Annotated in this window: 3 protein-coding genes; 2 read left to right on the plus strand and 1 reads right to left on the minus strand. The window is 60.2% G+C overall.

Going from position 1 to position 3,344, the window contains the following annotated elements:
• Positions 1 to 59: 59 nt before the first annotated feature.
• A complete protein-coding gene (locus F8N49_RS26615; protein WP_122700272.1) occupies positions 60 to 1,091 on the minus strand; it encodes a LacI family DNA-binding transcriptional regulator in 1,032 nt (343 codons plus the stop codon).
• A 216-nt stretch (positions 1,092 to 1,307) separates the two neighbouring features.
• Here F8N49_RS26615 and F8N49_RS26620 point away from each other — a divergent pair, with 216 nt between their 5' ends.
• Positions 1,308 to 1,841: a gluconokinase gene (locus F8N49_RS26620; protein ID WP_151553227.1), complete on the plus strand. Its 534-nt coding sequence runs from the start codon at positions 1,308 to 1,310 to the stop codon at positions 1,839 to 1,841.
• 82 nt (positions 1,842 to 1,923) lie between these two features.
• A complete protein-coding gene (locus F8N49_RS26625; RefSeq protein ID WP_016773551.1) occupies positions 1,924 to 3,276 on the plus strand; it encodes a GntP family permease in 1,353 nt (450 codons plus the stop codon).
• Positions 3,277 to 3,344: the final 68 nt, after the last annotated feature.

The following is a 3,344-nucleotide window of genomic DNA, read 5'->3' on the forward strand; positions in this document are numbered from 1 at the left end:
TGAAAGCAAAATCAAAAGATCGCAGCCTTCGGCAGCTCCTACAGGGAATCGCGTGAGGGTCAGGTACTCTCGCGCACCTTCAGCTCAAACCCCATATCCTCCACCGGCCGCGCCACTTTGTTACCCGCCATCAACGTCAGCATCTGCTCCGCCGCGCGCCGGCCGATCGCCTCGCGCGGGGTGTTGATGCTGCTCAGGCGCGGCACCATGTGTTCGGACATCGGCAAATCGTTGAAACCGAGAATCGCCACCTGCTCGGGAATGTTGATGCCATTGCGCAAGGCTTCCAGCAGCGCGCCTTGGGCCAGGTCATCGTTGCCGAAGAAAATCGCATCAACATCCGGATGCGCCGCCAGCAATTGCAGGAACAACTCGCCACCCAAGCCCACAGACGAAGCACGCGGTGTCAGCACTTCCAGATCCGGGTCATAGCGGCCCGCCTTCTGCAACGCCTTGCGGAAACCTTCACCGCGCAACAACGTGCGCTGATCCAGCTGCGCACCAATGTAGGCCAAGCGCTTGCGTCCACGAGACAGAAGATGCTCGGCGGCAGTTTCCCCGGCGCTCAACTGCGAGAAACCCACGCAATTGACTCCGGCAGCACTGTCGAGCTCCATCATGTACACGCAGGGAATGTTGCTGGCCTCGATCATCCGCCGCGAACTTTCCGTGCGATCAAAACCGGTCAGCAAAAAGCCGCGCGGCTGATAAGCCATGTAGTTGCGCAGCAGATTTTCTTCTTCATCGCGCGAATAGTGAAAGTTGCCGATCAGCACTTCGAAGCCCTTGGGCGTCAGCACCCGATGAATGGCTTCCAGGGTGTCGATGAACAGCAGGTTGGACAGCGACGGCACCAGCACCACCACCGAATGGCTCTGCGCCGAGGCCAGTGCGCGGGCGGCGGGGTTGACCACGTAATTGAGTTCGAGCGCGGCTTTCTGCACTTTTTCCACCAGTTCGGTGGCTACCGTGCTCACCCCGCGCAAGGCGCGCGAGGCAGTGATCGGGCTGACGCCGGCCAGGCGGGCTACTTCGTTGAGGGTCGGACGGCCGGTGGTGCGGGTATTTTTATCGTTCTTGGGGGAGGTCATCGGGCGGCTTGCCAAACAAAAATCAAGGCACTAAGGTAGCGCTGTCCTGATGCAGCTGCAAATGCGTGAGCGCGGTCCTGCCTGATCTGTGCTCTTTGGCGTCAGGAACAAACCTGCTGCAACCCAAAAAAACGACAAGAAGGCGTCGGCAACTTCTGCCTGTGCACTAGAGTCATAGCTAGCAAAGGTAGCGCTGTCTGCGCGCTGAGGTGTTATATGAGTCATCCCATCACCGCCCTGGTCATCATGGGCGTTGCCGGTTGCGGCAAGACGTGCGTCAGCCAGGCCCTGTGCCAATTGAGCGGCGCCACTGCCATTGAAGGCGATACTTTTCATCCGGCCGCGAACATCGAAAAGATGAGCGCGGGGATCCCCCTGAACGACGAAGACCGCGCCGGCTGGCTCGACAGCCTGTGCGATGAACTGCGTCGCGTCGATGCCAAAGGCCAGCGCCCGGTGTTGACCTGCTCGGCCCTTAAACACAGTTACCGCGAACGTCTGCGCAGCGCCTTGCCGGGCCTCGGTTTCGTGTTTCTTGAATTGACTCCGGAAGTCGCCGCCGAGCGTGTATCGCACCGCCCGGGCCACTTCATGCCGGCGACGTTGATCGAAAGCCAGTTCGCCACGCTCGAATCGCCCAAGGGCGAGCCGCTGACTCTGCCGCTCAATGCCTCGATTCACAGCGTCGAAGAGCTGGCCCTGCAGGCTCACGTCTGGTGGCAGGCCAACGGTCTGAAACAGGCGATATGAGCATGTTGAAAAAGACAGCGCTGTCCTCCCGACTACTGTTCAACCCGCTTTAATAACAACAACAATCCAGGAGACACTCCCCATGTTTGGCATGTCCCACGAGACGTTCCTGCTGCTCGATGCGGTGGTCACGGTAATCGGCCTGATTATCCTGATCACCAAATTCAAGATTCACCCGTTCATTGCACTGACCATCGCCGCCGCCTTCCTCGGCCTGACTTCCGGCATGCCGATCAACACCATCATCAAGGCGTTCCAGGACGGCTTCGGTGGCGTGCTCGGTTTCGTCGGCATCATCCTCGCCCTGGGCACCATGCTCGGCAAGATGATGGCCGAATCGGGCGGGGCCGATCAGATCGCCCAGACCCTGATCCGCGCCTTCGGCAAGGACAAGGTGCAGTGGGCGATGATGTTCGCTGCGTTCCTGGTGGGCATTCCGCTGTTCTTCGAAATCGGCTTCGTGCTGCTGATTCCGCTGGTGTTCATCGTTGCGCGCCGCACTGGCGTGTCGATCATCAAGATCGGTATCCCGCTGCTCGCCGGCCTGTCCGCCGTGCACGGTCTGGTGCCGCCGCACCCGGGTCCGCTGCTGGCCATCGGCGTATTCGGCGCTGACATCGGCAAGACCATTCTCTACGGTCTGATCGTCGCGCTGCCGACCGCCATCATTGCCGGTCCGATCTTCGGTACTTTCATCGCCAAGCACATCCCGGGTCACCCGAATCAGGAACTGGTCGATCAACTGGCCCGTGAAAACGATTCGGCCAACCTGCCAAGCTTCAGCATCACCCTGGTCACCGTGCTGTTGCCGGTGTTCCTGATGCTGCTGAAAACCTTCGCTGACGTGGCACTGCCGGACGGCAACTTCTTTCGCATCTGGATGGACATGATCGGCCACCCGATCTCCGCACTGCTGCTGGCGCTGCTGCTGTCGCTGTACACCTTCGGCTACAAGCAGGGCATCGGTTCCAACCAGATGCTCAAGTGGCTCGACGCAAGCCTGGCGCCTACCGCTGCGATCATTCTGATCATCGGTGCCGGCGGTGGCTTCAAGCAGATGCTGGTGACCAGCGGCGTGGGTGATGTGATCGGCCACATGGCGGTAAGCGCGCAGATCTCGCCGATCCTGCTGGCCTGGCTGGTAGCGGCGGTGATCCGTATCGCAACCGGTTCGGCGACCGTGGCGACTATCACTGGCGCGGGCATTGTGGTGCCGGTTGTCGGGATGATTCCGGGCGTCAACCGTGAGCTGCTGGTGCTGGCCACCGGCGCCGGTTCGCTGATTCTGTCCCACGTCAACGACGCCGGTTTCTGGCTGGTCAAGCAGTACTTCAACATGACCGTGGCCGAAACCTTCAAGACCTGGACCGCGATGGAAACCATTCTGTCGGTAGTGGGCCTGGGCTTTATCCTGCTGCTGTCGCTGTTCGTATAAGCGACGCTTTGCAGACACAAAAAAACCGCAGTGATGCGGTTTTTTTGTGGGCGTGGACTTCCAGCGTG

The sequence above is a fragment of the Pseudomonas sp. GXM4 genome (assembly GCF_008923895.1).
Taxonomy (GTDB): domain Bacteria; phylum Pseudomonadota; class Gammaproteobacteria; order Pseudomonadales; family Pseudomonadaceae; genus Aquipseudomonas; species Aquipseudomonas atacamensis.